The following is a 17,325-nucleotide window of genomic DNA, read 5'->3' as shown; positions in this document are numbered from 1 at the left end:
TCTTTGTCAATGGAATCCCGGATATCAGCCAGGTCCGCCGACGGCCCGCAGATAGTCAGCGACGCGTTACCATCCCGATGCTGAGCAAACCGCACGCCAGCCTTCGGCGCGCGCGGTGTGGACACCTTCTTTACCAGCTCGCGGGCTTGTTTGTCGATGTGCTTCGTATCGCCGGTGTTCTTCAGCGCCTCGAGACGTACATCCCAGCGCTGGTGTTCTTTTTTGAGTCGTTGGGCTTGTTTCTCTACCGCGATGAGCGTGAGCAGATTGTGTTTCTCCGCCGCAGCGCGCGTCCGGCGGCGTTTGTCTTGGAATGAATTCGTCTCGGCAAAGGGCGCGGCAGTCGCGACGACGTCTGTGGCAAGCGTGTCGGGAATACCCATGGCGATAATCTCCGCTTCGGTCTTACCAAGCACCTCGTCAACGATGTCGAGCCCCCGGGCCAACAGGCTGGCCAGCTCCCCCATAATGGTCATGACGCATACGCTAAAACGAGTACAGCCCTCCGGCAAGCGGAGGACTGCACATTATATGTGGCACCCAAAAGATACTGGGCACGAGCTGCGCAAACGAGGCCGCGGCGGCGAAAAATTTATGGTACTGCGCAAAGACACAGACATGCGAAAACTCCTGAGAGAGATACTTACCCAAATACTAGGTAGGGAAAGACAGTCCCTTTCGTTGAGCTACTCCCAGGAGTGTTCCTGTCACGCCGTTTTTAGAAAAGCCCGGCTTCGCGCGCGAGCGTGGCCACGGCGGCAGACTTCTGCGCGATGGCAAGCTCCTCGTTGGTAGGCACGACGAAGACCTTCACCGGGGAGGTACGCGTGGAAATCATGCGCGGCTCACGCGACGGCGAGAGGTTGGCTTCCTTGTCGAAGTGGATGCCGTACATGTCGAGGTTGTACAGGGAGTCCTGGCGGACCTCCGTGTCGTTCTCGCCCACGCCGGCGGTAAAGGTAATCGCGTCGACGCGGCCGAGCGCGATCATGTACGCGCCAATGAAGCGGCGCAGCGCGTGGATGTAGATGTTGTACGCCAGCCACGCGTCCTGGTCCTCGTTCTGGATGCGCTCGCGCAGGATGCGGAAGTCATTGACGCCGGCCAGGCCCTTGACACCGGACTGCTTGTTGAGGAGATTGTCGATCTCATCGATGGACATGCCCGCCTGGCGCGAGAGGTGGAAGATGATGCCAGGGTCGATGTCACCGGAACGGGTACCCATGGCCAGACCGGCCAGCGGGGTCAGACCCATGGTGGTGTCGATCGCGCGGCCATTGCGGATGGCGGCGGCCGAGGCACCGTTGCCCAGGTGCAGCGTGATCTGGTGAACGTGGCCTGGATCGCGGTCCAGCAACTTCGGGACCTGCTGCGAGACGAACTCATGCGAGGTGCCGTGGAAACCGTAGCGACGGATGTCGTACTGGGAGGCGACCTCATTGTTGATGGCATACAGCGCGGCGGCTGGCGGCATGTGGTTGAAGAACGCGGTATCGAAGACCGCCACGTGTGGGATGTTGGGCAGCATGGCGCGCGCGACGCGAATGCCGTCCAGGTTCGCCGGGTTGTGCAGCGGTGCCAGCGGGATGAGGTCTTCGATCATCGACTCGATCTGGTCGGTGATGAGTTGCGGCTCGGAGAAGAGCTTGCCACCGTGGACGACGCGGTGGCCGACGGCGATGACGTCGACATCCTGGGGGCCCACGCTGTGGTCATGCATGATCTCAAAGGCACGCTCGAGGCCGAAGGAGTGCGTGGGGATTTCCAGCTCTTCCTTGTAGGCCTCGCCGCCCGTCTTGACGGTGACGGCGCCCATGGGCTCGCCGACCTGCTCGACCAGGCCGGACACGAGCGGGGCGTCCGTGGCGGAGTTTTCGGGGTTGACGAGCTGGAATTTGACGGAGGAGGAACCAGAGTTGAGGACGAGTACGTACGACAAGGCTATTTACGCTCCTACCTGAATTGCAGTGATGGCGACGGTATTGACGATGTCCGGGACGGTAGCGCCGCGGGAGAGGTCGTTGATGGGCTTGTTGAGGCCCTGCAGGATGGGGCCCACGGCCAGCGCGCCAGCGGTGCGCTGCGCCGTCTTGTAGGCGATATTGCCAGCCTCGAGGTCCGGGAAGACGAAGACGGTGGCCTGGCCGGCGACCTCGGAATCCGGGGCCTTCTTCGCAGCCACGCCCGGGTCGCACGCGGCGTCGAACTGCAGGGGGCCGTCGACCTTGACGGTGGAGTCCAAGGCGCGCGCGGCCTCGACTGCGGCGACGGAGCGGTCCACGTCCGGGCCGGAGCCCGAGGTGCCCGTGGAGTAGGACAGGATGGCCACGCGCGGGTCAATGCCGAACTGGGCAGCCGTGCGCGCGGAGACGACGGCGATTTCGCCCAGCTGCTCCGCGGTCGGGTTGGGGTTCACGGCGCAATCACCGAATGCCCACAGGCGTCCGCGCATAACCATAAGGAAGATGGAGGAGACCACGGACGCGCCCGGAACGGTCTTGATGATCTGGAAAGACGGCTTAATCGTGTGCGCCGTGGTGTGGGCAGCGCCAGAGACCATGCCGTCAGCCAGGCCCTTGTGGACCATCATCGTCGCGAAGTAGGAGATGTCCTTCATCGTCTCGCGCGCCTGCTCCAGCGTCACGCCCTTCTTCTTACGCAGCTGCGCGAAGTCCTCAGCGAACTCCTCGGCCAGCGGCGAGGTGAGGTGGTTGATGAGCGTCGCGTCCGAGAGATCCACGCCGAGCTGGCCCGCGCGAACCGTAATCGCCTCCGGGTCGCCCAGGATGGTGAGCTTGGCAATGCCGCGCGCGAGCAGTTGGCCCGCGGCGAGCAGGATGCGGTCATCGTCGCCCTCCGGCAGCACGATGTGCGCACCCACGGCCTTCGCCTTCTCCAGCAACTGGGCCTCAAAGACGGACGGGGACATGATGGGCTCCAGCGCGCCAATCGGGGCGAGCGCCCCCGGCACCTTGTCCAGGCTCTCGACGGCAACGGCGGTGGCACGCAGCTCCTTGGCGTGGCGCAGCGCGAGGTCTGCGGCAACGCCGGAACCGACGATGATGAGCGGCACGCCCAGTGCTGCGGCGGAAATCGCGTCAAAGTGGGAGTCGCCGGTGCCGCGGATGAGTCCCTGGATGCGCGGGCCCGCCGCAACGATCTCGGGGACGGAGGACAGGCCTTCAACGGACGTCGCCTCAAGCCCCAGGGTCGTAGCAAGAGCGTCGACGTCAAGGCCATCAAAGCTGCGACCAGCAACAGTCACGAGCGCGGAACGGGAGGCGGTCATAGGAAAATCCTTTTCTATAGCACAATATGGCGCGCGTCACTGGCACGCCCGAATAGTGATCGTCTCTACCTTACCGGCTTGACCACGGGCACGAGAAAATATTGAACCACGCCACAGACGTAGAATGCGTCACATGACGAATTCGATGATCATCGCTCCCCTCCACGAGCTCAGCCCCTTGCAGGTCCACGCGCTCTATAAGCTGCGCGTGGACATCTTCGTCCACGAACAACAGGTCCCCTACGCGGAGATCGATGACACGGACGCCGCGGCGACCACGCGTCATCTTCTCGCCACGGATGACTCCGGCGCGTTTATGGGTGTCGGTCGCGTCTATCCCTCTACCGTCGACGGCGAGGATGTCCTCCAGTTCGGCCGCTTTGCCGTGACCCCTGCCGCGCGCGGCACGGGCGTCGCCCGCCGCATCATGGAACAAGCCCTCCAGCTTGCCGATGCCCCCTCTACCCCACTGCCGCTCTACCTCACCGCCCAGAAGCCGCTCACCGACTACTACGGCGGCTACGGCTTTGAAGTCTGCGGCCCCGACTATGACGACGAGGGCGTGCCCCACGTGCCCATGATTCGCCGCTAGGGTCTACACCTCCTCCTCAGGAGTCGCAGTGACGGAGATTTTGGTAGCAGCGAGGTTGGCGCGGTCGCGGGCGAGGTCAACGGTCTCGCCGGTGGCGGTGACCAGGCCCATGCGGCGGCCAGCGTAGGCGCCGGGCTTGCCAAAGAGACGCACGTCCGTTTCTTCATAGGCGAGGGCCTCGGCAAGGCCGGTGTAGGCGACGTCCTGGATGTCGGAATCCGCATGCAGGACCACGGAGGCGCCGGGGCTCACGAGCGTGACGTCGATGGGATAGCCCAGGATGGCACGGGCATGAAGCTCGAACTCGTTGAAGCGCTGCGTGTACGCGGTGACCATGGCGGTATCGGAAGGCCGGGGCGAGACCGAGGAGAAGTAGACGTCGTCGCCGGCGACGAAGACCTCGACGCCGTACACGCCGCGGCCGCCAAGCTCATTGGAGATACGCGCCGCGACGGAGCGGGCGTTGGCCAGGGCATCCTCGCTCATCGCGAGGGGCTGCCACGCCTCCACGAGATCGCCGTTCGCGTGGCGGTGGCCGATGGGTTCGCTAAACCACGTGGCCAACTCCCCCGTCTCCGGATCGATGGAACGCACGGCCAGGATGGTGGCCTCATAGTCGAAGTCGACGAAACGCTCGGCGACGAGACGGTGATGGTCGCCGACGATGCGGTGAACTGCGGTCCAAGCCTCGGGGACATCGGCAGCATCACGCACCATCATATGACCGCGGCCGGAGGTCGCGATATCGGGCTTCACAATGCACGGGTAGCCGAGCTCCTCGCATGCTGCGGCGAGCTCCTCCTCGCTCTCTGCAAACTTATACGCTGAGCCGGGCAGGCCCAATGACTCCGCGGCTGCGCGCATGCTCGCGCGATCCTGAGTGACCTCACAGGCACGCGCCGTGGGAACGACGACGGCGTTGCCTTCCTCCTCAATCTGTGTGAGCGCACTCACCGCGACCATCTCGACCTCCGGCACGACGAAGTCCGGCTGCACCTCGTGGACGAGGTTGAGCACCGCCTGTTCATCGCTGACGTCCGCGACGTAGGCGAAGTGCGCGACCTGCTGCGCCGGCGCGCCCTTGTAGCGGTCCACCGCGTGGACCTCCAGCCCTAAGTTCTGGAACGCGCTGGCCAACTCCTTGCCCAGCTCGCCGGCGCCAAGGAGCAACACGCGGGTGGCATTGCGGGCAAGTGGCGTGCCAACGAAGTCAGCGGCAGCCTGCGGCGTGGTCATGGTGGATTCTCCTTCGAGGGACCCTGAAATAGACATTGTGGCCATTATTCCACGCCTTGCCCACGCCCAAGCTGTGGCACGCGAAAGCCCCCGGCTCCGACCCACGGGGACGGAGGAGGGGGCATCGGGAAGCTGGGGTTAGTCTGCCAGGATGTCGTGGCGCACGATGGTCTGGTCGCGGCCGGGACCCACACCGATGTAGGAGAAGCGGGCGCCGGAGAGCTCCTCGAGGCGCAGAACGTAATCCTGGGCCTTTTGCGGAAGCTCTTCGAAGGTCTTGCAGTCGGTGATGTCCTCGTCCCAGGCTGGCATGGTCTCGTAGATCGGGACGGCGTGGTGGAAGTCAGACTGGGTCATGGGCATCTCGTCGAAGCGCTCGCCGTCGACGTCGTAAGCCACGCAGATCGGAATCTCACCGATGCCGGTGAGCACGTCGAGCTTGGTCAGGAAGTAGTCCGTGAAACCGTTGACGCGGGTGGCGTAGCGTGCAACGACGGAGTCGTACCAACCGCAGCGGCGCTTACGGCCGGTGTTGACGCCTACCTCGCCGCCGGTGGTCTGCAGGTACTCGCCCCATTTGTCGTGCAGCTCCGTGGGGAACGGGCCAGCACCGACGCGGGTCGTGTAGGCCTTGATAATGCCCAGGGCGTGCGTGATGCGAGCCGGACCGATGCCGGAGCCCACGGACGCGCCACCGGCGGTCGGGTTGGAGGAGGTCACGAACGGGTAGGTGCCGTGGTCCACGTCGAGCATGGTGGCCTGGCCGCCCTCCATGAGGATGTGCTTGCCCTCGTCCAGCGCTTTGTTGAGCTCAAGCTCCGCGTCGATGACCATGGGGCGCAGGCGGTCCGCGTACTGCAGGAAGTACTCCGCAATCTGGTCAGCGTCGATGGCCTTGCGGTTGTACATCTTCACCAGCATCTGGTTCTTAATGTCGAGCGCGGACTCGATCTTCTGGCGCAGGATGGACTCATCGAAGACGTCCTGGACGCGCAGGCCGATACGGGCAACCTTGTCAGCGTAGGTCGGGCCAATGCCACGGCCGGTGGTGCCGATGGCACGCTTGCCCAGGAAGCGCTCCTGCACACGGTCGAGCGTCTGGTGGTACGGCGCAACGAGGTGCGCGTTGGCGGAGATGCGCAGGCGCGAGGCCGTGGCGCCGCGGGCCTCCAGGCCGTCGATCTCGTCGAAGAGGGCCTCCAAGTTGATAACCGTGCCGTTGCCCAGGACGGGGATGGCGTTCTCGGAGAGGATGCCGGCCGGAAGGAGCTTGAGCTCATACTTCTCGCCGCCGACGACCACGGTGTGGCCCGCATTGTTACCGCCGTTGGGCTTGACCACGTAGTCCACGCGGCCACCCAGGATATCGGTGGCCTTGCCCTTGCCCTCGTCGCCCCACTGGGCGCCGACAATCACGATAGCTGCCATGTTGCTTCGTTCACTTCCCTAGCCCTGACGGGCCGATTGCGTGGGTTGCGTTTATCGTGCCGTCTCTCGACGACCGACCGCAGCCGCTACGATCAAAATACTGTCCTATGGTACCCGGTCGCACGATAGTTTTCATTACCTGGACGCGATTATGTGGGCGTAATTACGCGTCCCAGCGACCGCGAGAGCATCGACGCGTCAGGAACGCGAGTGTCGCTGACGCTTCAGCTCCGTGCGGTATTCCTTGAGTTTGTCCATTTCCTTGCTCAACACTCGAATCTTGACGTCGTCGTTGTCACTATTGACCTTGGGTGGCACTTCCTCCCGAGTTCATAGAATCCAGCACCCGAATATCTCGTGCCTGCCGGCACTACATAAGCCGACAGCAGCCCGTCTGAGCCAGGATCTTCGTGGCTTTCATCGTGAAACACCAGCCCACCCGTCTTCAGTACCCGCATCACAGTCCATCTGATCCGCAGAAATTGCTACCTGCCGAGTGAACTCCCCATAAGTGAGGGTGTGCCGCGGGTGCTTTATCGAGGGTGCTTTATTACGTGTTCTTCACGCAGCTCGCGCGCTATCGGGACTTACGATTCCCACTCGGCTTCCGAACGACCACACATACGGCTGTCTGCCTTTGTTCGTTGCACGCCCAAGAGTAATTGACAGGTGCGCGACGCTTACCAGTAGAGAAAATTCGCGGGGTGCGATGGCTATTCAAACGCCGCTGGCTTTCCCTCGCCACGATGGTGAGATTCTCCGCGAGCGCCGCTTGGACGTCCGGATGCAGCTCCTCGAAGCAGGCCGCAAGCGTGCGCGCCAGCCCGCCCGCCGGTGATTGACTTCCCTGCTCCAGCACCACCCGCAACCGCGCATCCGAGCGAAAATAATCCATGAGTTCCATGGCCGATAGTTCTACGCGCAGGGGTCGACATGACCGTGCGCCTTACCCGTTATTTTTCTGTAATCTGGCCCGCGAGAGCGCAAGCTCTCCCCTTCTGACGGTGCTGTCAACCGGGGTCGCCCGGGGTCTCCACCGCCATATATGGGGGTCGGGGGCCAACTGCCATCGTCAGCGCTGAGGCGTTGGGTTCCGCCTACCTGATGGAGGGAGGTGAGATGACAATGTCCGCTTCTAATTCGCAGCCGCCTGAGAGGGACAAGGATAAGAAGAAGGCCCTGGCTGCGATTGTTACCGCAATCGCAGCCAGGACCCTCGGGACGCTGGCAGCCAACTACCTGCGCGATGCTATCGAGCAGGTCTGGAACTGGCTGACTAGCTAGTCTCACTGGAAAGCCTCAGCTTCTTCATAGTGACTGGGGCTTTCCGCTGTTTTGGCGTGACAATCCGGCGGCGAGCTTTCATGTCACGGCCTAGTTTACCGGCCCCAGCAGAACGCTTCAACGACTACTTTCCCGGGCATCTTGATACGAGGCATTTCGCGACGCGACGGAACGTGATGAGGCTGGCCCGCGCTCCCCATCAAAAGGTGTGAGCCAGAAGGTGTATTCGCTCCTCTGGAAAGCGAAATACACAGTCTGACTCACACCTTTTACACGAAGACACCTCATACGAAGGCGCAGGCGCAACACCTGAGCCCAACAACCTGGCACCCGGGTGCTCCCCTACGCAAAGTTGAGGAAGCCCAGAATGATGAACAAGTTTGTGAAGTCAATGAACATGCCGCCCACGATGGGCACGATGAAGAAGGCGAGCGGGGAAGGCTTGAACTTGGTGGTGACGGATTCCATGTTGGCCATGCCGTTGGGAGTGGCACCCATGCCGAAGCCGACTTGGCCGGCGGCGAGCACGGCGGCATCGTAGTTCTTGCCCATGACGCGGAAGGTAATGAAGTAGGCGGCGATGGCCATGAGGATAACCTGGCCGAAGAGAAGGACGAGCAGCGGGACGGCGAGGTCCGCGAGCTCCCAGAGACGGACATTCATCAGTGCCATGGCGAGGAAGATGTTGAGGCCCACGGTGCCCACGATTTCGACTTCCTGGACGGGCACGAGTTCTTCGTATTCGCGCTGCTCGTACTTATCGTTGATGTAGCGGAAGAAGACGGCCACGAGCATGGTGCCCAGGTAGACGGGGAAGGCGGCCTTTTCCGTGAAGGTGCCGACCCACTTGTTGAGGAAGTCCGTGATGAAGGAGCCGATGAACATGGCGAGCAGGATCATGATGAACGCGTGCATGATTCGGTCCTGGCGCAGCTTGCGCACGCTGCGCTCGAGAAGAGATGTGTCGATGTGGACCTTCTCCGACTCCTGCTTGTGGAGCTGGTGCTTGAGGATGAGGCGATTGGCGATGGGGCCGCCCATGAGGGATCCGGCCACGAGGCCGAACGTCGCGGAGGTGTAGGCGACGGTCTCTGCACCCGTGACGCCGGAGTCCTCCACGAGCGGGGAAATTGCGCCGGACACGCCGTGGCCGCCAGTCATGGACACCGAGCCCGTCATGAGCGCGAGGTCCTTGGACACGCCCACGAGCGGCGCGAGGAGCACGGCCACGAGATCCTGGAAGAAGCACAGCACCGTACACAGCACGAGGAAGACCATGACCTTCGGGCCGGCCTTCTTGAGCACCTTGATGGAGGCGCCATAGCCCACCGAGGTAAAGAAGATGACCATAAAGAAGGACTGAACGGTCACGTCGAACGTGATATTCGCCAGCCCGGTCTGGCGCAGGATCAGATTGATGATGGCAAACAAAAAGCCGCCGATAACCGGCGACGGAATGGCAAACCGCTCAAAAAAATAGATACGCCTTTTGAGCCACATGCCAATGATGAGCACGACGATGGAAAAGCCCACCGACTGAATGAGAGAAAATTCGATATCCATAAACACCTCAGGCCTTCTTGGGGTTAGAACTCAAGGTTGCGAGCGCGACAGCGCCCCGCTTAGCGCAACAAAAGGGGGCAGTGTAACTGGGCTAGTTTACCGTTACGTGGTCCAAACAACTAACTCACGCATATGTGGGCGCCGCGACTGAATCACCCCCGCCCGCATTTTGTAGGCTTGAAACTCACTACTCATATTTCATCCAAGGGGTCTTTCATGACGTACCTCGTCCTGCGCTGCGGCACCGACGCACCGCTTCCCGCTTCCCTACCCAAGGACGCTCAGGTCCACGATCTCTCCGCGATCCCCACCCGCCAGGAACTCAAGGTTATGGATGCCCTCGCGGCAGAGATTCTCCCGGAGGACCCCACGCCCTCGCTCGACGAGATTGCCGCGCAGCCCGACGTCTCTCACCTCGGCACCCCGCAGCTCGCCCCGCAGCCTGTGCCGGAGCCCTTGCGCACCGTCGTTGTCGGCACGGACGCCGCGCTCTCCGCCGTTCTCACGCGCGCCATGCGCGCGGATTACATGTGGGTCGAGTTCGGCTTCGTGCCCGTTCAGCTTGCCGATGCCCCCTCTACCCCAGCCTCCGCTTCCACCGCCGCCCACAACTGGGGCTTGCCCACCGATGCCGAGGCCGCATGGTCCGTGGCCCTCAACGCCCCCGTGCGTCCCGTTCCCCTCATTCGCAACGACTCCGGCCTCGCCATCGCTGGTTCTGCGGCCATCTGCTCGTGGGATGGTGGCGAGATTACCGGCGAGATCATCGTCGATGACGCCGTGCTCGTGCGCCAGGAAGCCGGCGCCGGCGCGTGGGGCGCACGTCTCGTGCCCATGCTCGACGCCCCCGGCATCGTCGCCGCCACAGCGCTCGGTCCCCTCTACGGCGAGCCACCCGCTCCCAAGGGCTTCCTCGCGCGTCTGCGGAACCGGCACACGCCGGAACCCGGCGCCCTCGACCACGAGAGTGTGCACACCGGCCGCGCGGTCCAAGCCGGCGGCGCCGAAATGCGCATCGTCGTCGACGGCGTGAGCGCCAAGCGGCCCGTGGACCGCGTGACGTTCTACCGCCACCTGCGCGACCTTCAAATCGCGCGTCCCTAAGCACCGAGTCTCAGACTGGCGAGCGAGGCGCGCTATTCGCCGTGTACCTCGGGCGGATAGGCGGGGTGTTCCGACGTCGGTTGGAGCGCCGCCACCGCGGATTCGCGCGACATGCCGCAGACCATGAGCAGATCGACGGTGATGGAGCGCGTCTGCGCAAGGATGGCGTAGGCCGAGAGCACGTGGGGGTCTGCCACGACGTCCATTCCGGCGCGCGCTGCGATGGAGCGCAACTGATGGATGGTTTCGGGAATGATTTCTGCTTCGTGGAGCCGCTGCTCCCGTGCAGACTCGGAGTAGAGGGCGCCAAGGGCTTGGGCGGCATCGGAAAGCTCTTCGATGAGTTCCAACTGGACGGGTGAGACGTGGTCGCCATCCTCGGCGAGGACGCGCGCGCGGCGCGCCAGGACGCGAACGCCGCGCACAGCATTGTCCACCGGGGACAAGGTGCGCTCGAGCGACCGAATACTGCGCTTCGACGCCCAGAGGAAGGGCGAAACCTTTGCTGTCTCTTTGCCGCCCTTCGCGGCGGCGAGCATCTTATTGATATCAGCCTGGGTGCCGCGGACGGCGTCGAGGGCGTCACGAATGCCCTCGGGGTCCTCGTCGCGCAAGCCTTTGGCGACATCGGACAGCACAGAGCTCGCCACGCGCAGGACCTTGGAGACTTCCCCGCGGCCGGCACGCAGCGGTGAATTAGGAATAAGCGCAATCATGACCACGCCGATGACGGCGCCAATGACTGCGTCGATGGCGCGGGAAAGGCCGCCCATCTCCTCCGGCGGCATGATGGTGGCGATAAGGATGGCGCCGATAGTGATTTGGTTGCTCACCAGCTGCGAACTCGTCACAAAGGACGCAATAAGTAAAGAGACGCCAATGATGATGGTCATGTGGATAGGGCCTGTGCCGAGAGTGTCGACAAGGAAGGTGCCCACGATGACGCCGATGATGCCGCCGACGGAGAGCTCGATGGCGCGCTTGAGGCGGTCACTGCCGGACAGTCCGAGAATGATGATGACCGACATCGGCGCGAAGAACGGCTGCGAGTGACCAAAGAAGCTGTGCGCAACGAAGAAGGCCAGGCCGGCACCCAGCGTGATCTGCAGAATGTAGACGAAGCGGTTGCGCAGGCGGCCAAAGCGAGCTTTGAGCGACTTATCCACCGTGCGCAAGGTTTCGCGGGTGGTCTGTCGCACGCGGGAAGGTTGTTTCTCAGTCGCCATGATGCCTGATTTTAGCGGTCATGCCGTGGCGCGACAGCGGGGTTATGGTCCTGAGGGTGTGGTGGCAGAAAAAGCCTCCGCACCACGGCCCGATGATGAGCCGCGGTGCGGAGGTATTCAGGAGGTGTCAGCAGCGCTGACCGCTGTGACGAGTCGTGCGGTTTACTTGGAGACCGTCTTGCCCACGGAGTGGAGGTCGGTGCAGGCCTCAACAACGCGCTCGGACATGCCCTGCTCGGCCTTCTTCATGTAAGAACGCGGGTCGTAGACCTTCTTGTTGCCCACCTCGCCGTCGATCTTGAAGACACCGTCGTAGTTCTCGAACATGTGGCGAGCAACCGGGTTGGTGAAGGCGTACTGGGTGTCGGTGTCGACGTTCATCTTCACAACACCGTAGGACAGAGCCTGCTCGATCTTCTCCTTCTCGGAGCCGGAGCCACCGTGGAAGACGAAGTCGAACGGCTGAGCGTCAGCGTCAAGGCCGAGCTTAGCGATAGCAGCCTTCTGGCCCTCGTCCAGAACCTCCGGGCGCAGCTTGACGTTGCCCGGCTTGTAGACGCCGTGGACGTTACCGAAGGTAGCGGCCAGCAGGTAGCGGCCCTTCTCGCCGGTGCCCAGTGCATCAATGGTCTTCTCGAAGTCCTCAACGGAGGTGTAGAGGTTAGCGCCAGCCTTAGCCTGGACGCCGTCCTCTTCGCCGCCGACGACGCCGATCTCGACCTCAAGGATGATGTTGGCCTTGTGGGCCTTCTCCAGCAGCTCCTGGGCGATGACGAGGTTCTCGTCGATCGGGATAGCGGAGCCGTCCCACATGTGGGACTGGAACAGCGGGAGCTCGCCGCGGTCAACGCGCTCCTGGGAGATGGCGATGAGCGGGCGGACGTACTCGTCCAGAACTTCCTTCTGGCAGTGGTCCGTGTGGAGGGCAACGTTGATGTCGTAGTGCTTGGCGGCCTCGTACGCGAACGCTGCGAGAGCCTGGGCGCCAGCAACCTTGTTCTTCACGGACAGGCCGGAACCGAACTCCGCACCACCGGTGGAGAACTGAATGATGCCGTCAGACTCTGCCTCAGCGAAACCACGCAGTGCTGCGTTGATGGTCTCAGAGGAGGTGCAGTTGATGGCCGGGAATGCGAAGCCGCCCTTCTTGGCGGTGTCCAGCATGTGGTTGTAGACCTCAGGGGTTGCGATAGGCATTGAATCATCCTTGGGTGTTCGGAGCCGATATGTTTACCCCTCCAAGTATGCCCGCGTTAAGCGGATCATGTCGACCATAATTTTGTGACATTTGTTGTACTTTGTGCCCGATCTGTTGCCAGCTACGCAAAAGCCCTGCCCACTCGCACATCTCGAGGGCGCGCGGGAACAGGGAATGTGTGAAATTTCGGGCAGAAAGACTGCATTCGGGCCACAGCGTTTGCGCCCGGTGAGCGGGCGGAGTACGGCGGCGGCCTGCTAGCTGTCCAGCTCGCGATAAATCCGCGCGCAGGCCTCAAGGAGCATCCAGCCGGAAAGCTGCACGGAGAGGTCGCGCTCAGCGACGCGGATGAGGCCGACGCGCTCACTGAGGGTGGTCGAGGCGAAGCCGTAGTTGTGTGGCAGGCGGGCATCGGCAGCCCAGTCCGTGCCGAAGATGGGCAGGCCGTCGACTTCAAGGCGGTGCTCCCACGCGGACTCAGCCGAGGCACGCACGAGACGGGCGGCGAGCTTCTTTGTCGCGCGGTTGGATGGCGAGTCGCCCGGCAGACGCACGGCGACGTCCGCGAGGTAGCGCGCGAGGATGCCCTTGAACAGGCCGCCGTCGCCTTCGCCGGTCACCGCGTTGAGCACGCCCGACGGCGTGGCCTGGTACGACGCTACCGCCTGGACCAGGCCGCGAATGCGAGTGAGGTACTGCATGAGGTCCTCGACGAGCTCGGCCTCGTGGACGGTATCGATGTCTTCGAGTGAGGTAACCCCGGCGCGCTCGCGCAGGTTAAGTGCGATCTCCAGGCACGCGCCTAAGACGACGCCCTGGCAGTACGGGTGGATGACGCGGACGATCTCGGGGCCGTCCATGCGCATGCGCACGCCGTCCATGACGAGGCCGTCATCATCGATGAGGTGCTCGTAAATCCAGTCGACGATGGTGCGTGCCTCGGCGATGCGTCCCCGGCGCGCGAGCATGATGGCGCCCGGGCCGTTGGAGGGCACGTTGAGGAACGACTCCCCTTCGCGCCACGGCAGCACGCCGAGCTTCGGATCGAGACCCGCCTCGATGTTGAGCTCCAGCGCACCAAGCCGCTTGGCACGCTTCATGTTTTTCACTTCGCCAGCACGCCCCATGGCAAGCGCCAACCACGCCTTGTCATCGTAATAACGGTTCTTAGTGAGCGACTCGACGTTGCGAATGCGAATGCCGCGGACAGTATCCGCGATGCGACGGCGGCGAGCCTTGGTATTCTTCCGCTCGGCGGCATCGACAAGGCAATCGAGGTAGTGCGCCTGCCACCAGTAGTGCCAGTGAATGAAGAGCTTTTCTTTGAGCGTCGGCGGCCAGGACACGACGGCGAGATTGGTGCGCGGCAGCCCCCACACCGCGGAGGCGTGGCGCTCGTTGATCGCGGTTTCCGCGAGGTCTGCGCGGTGTGCCCACGTCTCGTTCATGCGTGTCCCTTATGGTCGGTGTGAGGTTCTGCGGCACGACGGCCGCGCTATAAACATCGCTATTCTATACCGCTTGCTACCACGCGCGGGACAGATCAGCGTGCTGGCGGATCCACGCATGCATGGCGATGCCCGCCGCCACGCCCGCGTTAATGGAGCGCGTCGAACCGAACTGCGCGATGGAGCATGTCATCACGGCGTTATCTTGCGCTTCGGCGCTCACGCCGGGGCCTTCTTGGCCGAAGAGGAGCAAGCATTTTTCGGGCAGCTCCGCGGTCTCCAGTGGCACCGAGCCAGGCGTGTTATCGATGGCGACGACGGTCAGACCTTGGTCGTGTGCCCATTCGATGAGCTCCCCCACCGTGTCGTGGTGCATGAGGTGCTGATAGCGGTCGGTGACCATGGCGCCGCGGCGGTTCCAGCGGCGACGACCCACAATGTGCACCGTATCGACCGCAAACGCGTTGGCGGTGCGCACGACGGTACCGATATTCGAGTCGTTTTCGAAATTCTCGATCGCGATGTGCAGCGGATGCCGCCGGGTATCGATGTCCGCGACGATCGCCTCGCGCGTCCAGTACCGGTACGCGTCGACGACGTTGCGGTGGTCACCGTCCGTGAGCAGCTCCGGGTCGTAACGCGGATCGTCTGGCAGCGGGCCCTCCCACGGGCCTACGCCATGACGGCCTTCGTTCCACTCGGTAGGGCCACGGCCCTCGGCGTACGGGTTCGCCGCGCTTTCCGATGCCCCCGGCTTAGGCAAGGCCCAGATCCTCGAGGCCGAGGAGGAAGCGGTACTCCAGGCCCTCGGCCTTGATGACGTCCGCGGCGCCCGTTGCGCGGTCGACGACGGTGGCAACGCCCACGACCTCGGCACCGGCGTCGCGCAGGGCGGCGACGGCGGTAAGCGGCGAGTTGCCCGTGGTCGTAGTGTCCTCAACAACGAGAACCTTCTGGCCCTCGACGTCGAAGCCCTCGATGCGGCGCTGCATGCCGTGCTTCTTCGCTTCCTTGCGCACGACGAACGCGTCGATGTCGCGACCGTCTGCATGCATGATGGAGGTCGCAACCGGATCGGCGCCCAGGGTCAGGCCGCCGACGGCGACGTAATCCCAGTCCGCGGTGAGCTGGCGCAAGAGCGAACCGATGAGGCGGGAGGCCTCGTGCTGCAGCGTCGCGCGGCGCAGGTCGACGTAGTAATCAGCTTCCTTGCCCGAGGACAGCGTGACCTTGCCGTGGACGACGGCGAGTTCCTTTACCAATTCCGCCAGGCGGTCCAGCTTGGCCTGATCGAGTTCGCGTGCGGTCATGAGCGCTCCTTTGATTGCGTCTGCGAGTGGTCTGTGTACAGCTTACTTCGACCGCCCGCGGCGTTTCGTGGCGGTCTCCGGGTGTTCTTAGTCGTCGTTTTAATCATCGCCAAAAATGCTCGACTTGCCGTCGAGGTGGCGGCGCACGCGCGGGGCGCGCTCGTCGATGTCGGGACGGTCCTTGCCGTCCGCGATGGCGTCGACCTCGTCCGCGCCGAGGGCGGTGCGCTCGACGGGACCGCGGACGTCGGAGGTCACGCGGGTAGGCATGGGCACGGGTTCCTCAGGGCGCTCGACGGGCGGGTACTCGAATTCGTCGCGTTCCGGCGCCACGAGGGCTGGGCCGCTGGCCAGGGTGACAGCCTCCTGCTCCATCGAGCGGGTGGGGTCCCCATCGCCGAGGCGCAGTACCTGCGCGGCCTGCGAGCGCGGCGGTAGGACGCGGGCGCAATCGGCGAGCAGCGCCAGCGGTGCCTGCATGGCATCCCACTCGACGGCGCGGGCGTCCTTGGTCATCTGGGCGAGCACCCATTCGGACTCCATCCACACCGCGGTGACCTCGTGCGGGAAGGAGTCGAGCGCCGTGCGCACGCGGGCGTCGATAAGGCGCTCAGCGACGGCGGCATCAGAGGCGTAGACGCTAAAGCCCTGGGCCTCGAAGGCGGGAACGAGATCATCTGCGCCGGTGTCCTCGAGCGCGCCGGTGCGGCGGAAGTCGACGACGATGTCCGAGGCCGCGCCGGTGCGCATGGCCATGACGTTGACGCCGCCGATGTCCATGAGCAGCATCTCGTGGCCCAGCACGCGGCCAGCCACCACGTCATGCGGCGCCGCGCCACCTGCGGCCGCGCCGCGGGTGAATTCGTCGACGAGGTACTCGTCCTGTTTCGCGAAGTCATAGTCACGCGCCGCAGCCCAGGCACGCCGCTCGCGGGCCACGGCGCCGGGCAGGCTTCCCAGCAGCGAGCGACGACCGCGGATGAGCTCGGGTTCGGATGCGGTGTCTTCGGCGTCCTCAGCGCCGTCCCCGAGGTTGCTGTCCTCGTTGTCTTCTTCGTCGATGCTCTCGGTGTTGTCGGTGGCGTCGTCGGCGACAGCGTTCGTATCGGAAAAGTCGGCGTCGTCCGGCTCGGGCTCCGCCGAGTCAGAGGACTCGGAATCGAACAGGGCTCCGTCAACGTCGTGGTCAACGTCATCGTCGTCCGTCCAGGCGGCATGGCGGCCATGGGTCGGAGCGGGATCGGCGTCGATGATAGGGGCGGGTTCTTCGGAGACCTCGGCGGTGTTGTCGTCCTCGTCCCCCGCTTCCTCAGTTGCCTCGGCCTGCTCAGCCTGCTCGGCCTCGGTGACGGGCGCGTCGCTCGGTGCGTCCTCGAGGTCGTGGGAGTCGTCGGACCACTCGCCGAAGAAGTCGTCTTCTTCAGATTCTTGTGCTTCCTCTGGGGCAGTTTCAGCGTCGCGGGCCTCGGCGGACGTGCCGGAGACGGCGGGGCGCTGAGCGGGGGCATCGGAAGCCGGGCGACCGGACAGCCACCACAGGTAGGCGCCGGCGCCGCCGGTGAGGAGCGCAAGGAGGAGAAGTATGACAGCCATTAGTGCCTTAGTCTACGTCCCCTGGTGCGCTCCTGGGCGTTAGTTGCTGCGTGT

At 63.8% G+C, this 17,325-nt stretch carries 15 protein-coding genes and 1 pseudogene; 3 read left to right on the top strand and 13 right to left on the bottom strand.

Annotated features, from left to right (window positions below; translation table 11 throughout):
• The 3 genes and pseudogenes from ABJ196_RS08875 to pta form a co-directional block, all read right to left on the bottom strand.
• A pseudogene (locus ABJ196_RS08875) lies at positions 1–476 on the bottom strand (hypothetical protein); the annotation flags it as partial.
• A 242-nt stretch (positions 477–718) separates the two neighbouring features.
• Positions 719–1,939: an acetate kinase gene (locus ABJ196_RS08870; RefSeq protein ID WP_347306317.1), complete on the bottom strand. Its 1,221-nt coding sequence runs from the start codon at positions 1,937–1,939 to the stop codon at positions 719–721.
• A gap of 6 nt (positions 1,940–1,945) precedes the next feature.
• Positions 1,946–3,289: a phosphate acetyltransferase gene (gene pta, locus ABJ196_RS08865; protein WP_347306315.1), complete on the bottom strand. Its 1,344-nt coding sequence runs from the start codon at positions 3,287–3,289 to the stop codon at positions 1,946–1,948.
• 133 nt (positions 3,290–3,422) lie between these two features.
• Between pta and ABJ196_RS08860 the strand changes: the two genes are divergently transcribed.
• Positions 3,423–3,881, top strand: coding sequence for a GNAT family N-acetyltransferase (locus tag ABJ196_RS08860; RefSeq protein ID WP_347306313.1), 459 nt, complete (start codon positions 3,423–3,425; stop codon positions 3,879–3,881).
• 3 nt (positions 3,882–3,884) lie between these two features.
• Here the strand turns inward: ABJ196_RS08860 and purT are convergent, their stop codons facing one another.
• From purT to ABJ196_RS08845, 3 genes are all read right to left on the bottom strand, one after another.
• Positions 3,885–5,117 carry a formate-dependent phosphoribosylglycinamide formyltransferase gene (purT, locus tag ABJ196_RS08855; protein ID WP_347306319.1) on the bottom strand — a complete coding sequence of 411 codons (1,233 nt, stop codon included), beginning with the start codon at positions 5,115–5,117 and terminating at the stop codon, positions 3,885–3,887.
• A 138-nt stretch (positions 5,118–5,255) separates the two neighbouring features.
• The gene (locus tag ABJ196_RS08850) at positions 5,256–6,545 is read right to left on the bottom strand and encodes an adenylosuccinate synthase (RefSeq protein ID WP_347306311.1); all 1,290 of its coding nucleotides are present in this window, start codon (positions 6,543–6,545) and stop codon (positions 5,256–5,258) included.
• A 577-nt stretch (positions 6,546–7,122) separates the two neighbouring features.
• On the bottom strand, positions 7,123–7,449 hold the full coding sequence (locus tag ABJ196_RS08845) for a hypothetical protein (RefSeq protein ID WP_347306309.1): 327 nt from the start codon (positions 7,447–7,449) through the stop codon (positions 7,123–7,125).
• A 221-nt stretch (positions 7,450–7,670) separates the two neighbouring features.
• On the opposite strand from ABJ196_RS08845, the gene ABJ196_RS08840 reads away from it, so the two are divergent.
• On the top strand, positions 7,671–7,829 hold the full coding sequence (locus ABJ196_RS08840) for a hypothetical protein (protein WP_257070505.1): 159 nt from the start codon (positions 7,671–7,673) through the stop codon (positions 7,827–7,829).
• A 342-nt stretch (positions 7,830–8,171) separates the two neighbouring features.
• Here the strand turns inward: ABJ196_RS08840 and gltS are convergent, their stop codons facing one another.
• Positions 8,172–9,392: a sodium/glutamate symporter gene (gene gltS, locus ABJ196_RS08835; protein ID WP_347306307.1), complete on the bottom strand. Its 1,221-nt coding sequence runs from the start codon at positions 9,390–9,392 to the stop codon at positions 8,172–8,174.
• Positions 9,393–9,608: 216 nt separating this feature from the next.
• On the opposite strand from gltS, the gene ABJ196_RS08830 reads away from it, so the two are divergent.
• Positions 9,609–10,496: a hypothetical protein gene (locus ABJ196_RS08830; protein ID WP_347306305.1), complete on the top strand. Its 888-nt coding sequence runs from the start codon at positions 9,609–9,611 to the stop codon at positions 10,494–10,496.
• Positions 10,497–10,528: 32 nt separating this feature from the next.
• Here the strand turns inward: ABJ196_RS08830 and ABJ196_RS08825 are convergent, their stop codons facing one another.
• From ABJ196_RS08825 to ABJ196_RS08800, 6 genes are all read right to left on the bottom strand, one after another.
• Complete coding sequence (locus ABJ196_RS08825) at positions 10,529–11,722, bottom strand: FUSC family protein (RefSeq protein WP_347306303.1); 1,194 nt, start codon at positions 11,720–11,722, stop codon at positions 10,529–10,531.
• 162 nt (positions 11,723–11,884) lie between these two features.
• On the bottom strand, positions 11,885–12,919 hold the full coding sequence (gene fbaA / locus ABJ196_RS08820) for a class II fructose-bisphosphate aldolase (protein WP_288855588.1): 1,035 nt from the start codon (positions 12,917–12,919) through the stop codon (positions 11,885–11,887).
• 258 nt (positions 12,920–13,177) lie between these two features.
• Positions 13,178–14,368, bottom strand: a complete 1,191-nt coding sequence (locus ABJ196_RS08815; protein ID WP_347306301.1) for a glycoside hydrolase family 76 protein — start codon at positions 14,366–14,368, stop codon at positions 13,178–13,180.
• A 76-nt stretch (positions 14,369–14,444) separates the two neighbouring features.
• On the bottom strand, positions 14,445–15,131 hold the full coding sequence (locus tag ABJ196_RS08810) for a TrmH family RNA methyltransferase (protein ID WP_347306299.1): 687 nt from the start codon (positions 15,129–15,131) through the stop codon (positions 14,445–14,447).
• Entirely contained in the window at positions 15,124–15,678 is a 555-nt protein-coding gene (gene pyrE, locus ABJ196_RS08805; RefSeq protein WP_068801268.1) for an orotate phosphoribosyltransferase, read from the bottom strand. Before pyrE ends, ABJ196_RS08810 begins: the two co-directional genes overlap by 8 nt.
• Before the next feature lie 99 nt (positions 15,679–15,777).
• Positions 15,778–17,271, bottom strand: a complete 1,494-nt coding sequence (locus ABJ196_RS08800) for a hypothetical protein (protein WP_347306297.1) — start codon at positions 17,269–17,271, stop codon at positions 15,778–15,780.
• Positions 17,272–17,325: the final 54 nt, after the last annotated feature.

The organism is Corynebacterium sp. SA-MJD20WY100 (assembly GCF_039822565.1).
Lineage (GTDB): Bacteria > Actinomycetota > Actinomycetes > Mycobacteriales > Mycobacteriaceae > Corynebacterium > Corynebacterium phoceense_A.
This window is presented reverse-complemented; position numbering and strand designations above follow the sequence as displayed.